This window comes from Globicatella sanguinis NBRC 15551, from assembly GCF_001552295.1.
Lineage (GTDB): Bacteria > Bacillota > Bacilli > Lactobacillales > Aerococcaceae > Globicatella > Globicatella sanguinis.
Map to the genome: position 1 here is coordinate 1 of NZ_BCQX01000227.1, position 1,185 is coordinate 1,185.

Below are 1,185 nucleotides of genomic sequence, written 5' to 3' on the forward strand. Positions count from 1 at the left end.
AACAAATTCGGTAAAATTTTAAGGGTACATAAAGTAGCATTATGGAGGACATTATGAAAAGCCAAGTAGAACATTATTTACCTTTTGATGAGATATTATTACCTGAACCTTATCGAGCAATTGAAATTCCGTCGTGGGAAGCGATCATTAATCCGGTAGTTCAAGGGGTCATTACATTTTATAATCATCAACACCAATCGAATTCAACTGAATTAACGGATGAGATGGTTAGAGCTTTGGATAACCCTGAATTAAAAACGGTTCACCAAGTCAAACAATATGCGATGACTGCATTTCAAGAGAGAGAAAAAGAACGTAAGTTTCAATTTGATATATTTCCTTATTTACTAGTATTTTTTGCGAATACAACTCAGACTGTGATTAATTCAGATGAGGAAGAAGCTTATTTTATCGCGATGACCGATAATTATAAGGAAGATGCAGAGAAAGCCGGTATTTCATACGATGAATTCTTACAAAATAGTTTTGGGTTAATTTCAAAACAAGAAGAAGAATTACGCGAGCGAATCCATGAATATTTTGTGTATAAATTGATTGCGATTGATCGCTTTGGTGAAGAGCATGGAGAGTTAGATATAGACAGCTATGACGCTTATATCCAAGAACAGGTATTGCTTCAGGGTGTGGATGAAATTGATTTGCGTGAACGCCTGCCATTTAATGTGTTTCAAGATATCTATCCTGAAATAGTATTAACAGAAGAATTGAAAAATTATTTTAAAGATCAAATTATTTTCAAAATTGCTTCAGAAGCATAATGAAGTAATCATTGACGAGATGATAAGTGTTAAATATTTTCTAGACGGTTAAATTTGCTGAGCTGATTGATATTTTAGTAAGTTTGCCATTAGAGTACGAGGTCGAGTAGGAAGTGAGTTTCTTGCCTGGCCTCGTTTTTGTGTCAAATAACGTCTTTTTTACATTAGTACTGTTAAAATCGGTCTCATAAAATTGTTCCAGGTCATTGAAAATTCATTATCAAACGAGAGATAAAGAGCGTAGCTATAAAACCATGATAACAACCAATCCTTTTTCATGATCAATTAATGTTATAACTTAAAATTCGTCAAGAAAATAAAGGTTTAGATGGTTCGATAAAATGAGAACTTAATGAGGGAGTGGGCAAGAAGTAGAAAATCAGTTAATTTTCGCTTCGTTTGCCCG

At 33.5% G+C, this 1,185-nt stretch carries 1 protein-coding gene; it reads left to right on the plus strand.

Going from position 1 to position 1,185, the window contains the following annotated elements:
* Positions 1–53 precede the first annotated feature (53 nt).
* A complete protein-coding gene (locus tag GSA01S_RS10250; protein ID WP_066127311.1) occupies positions 54–779 on the plus strand; it encodes a hypothetical protein in 726 nt (241 codons plus the stop codon).
* The last annotated feature ends 406 nt before the right edge of the window (positions 780–1,185 follow it).

Excerpts from the sequence above, each read along its gene's own strand:
- GSA01S_RS10250 (WP_066127311.1), top strand. The coding sequence starts at position 54 with ATGAAAAGCCAAGTAGAACATTATTTACCTTTTGATGAGATATTATTA.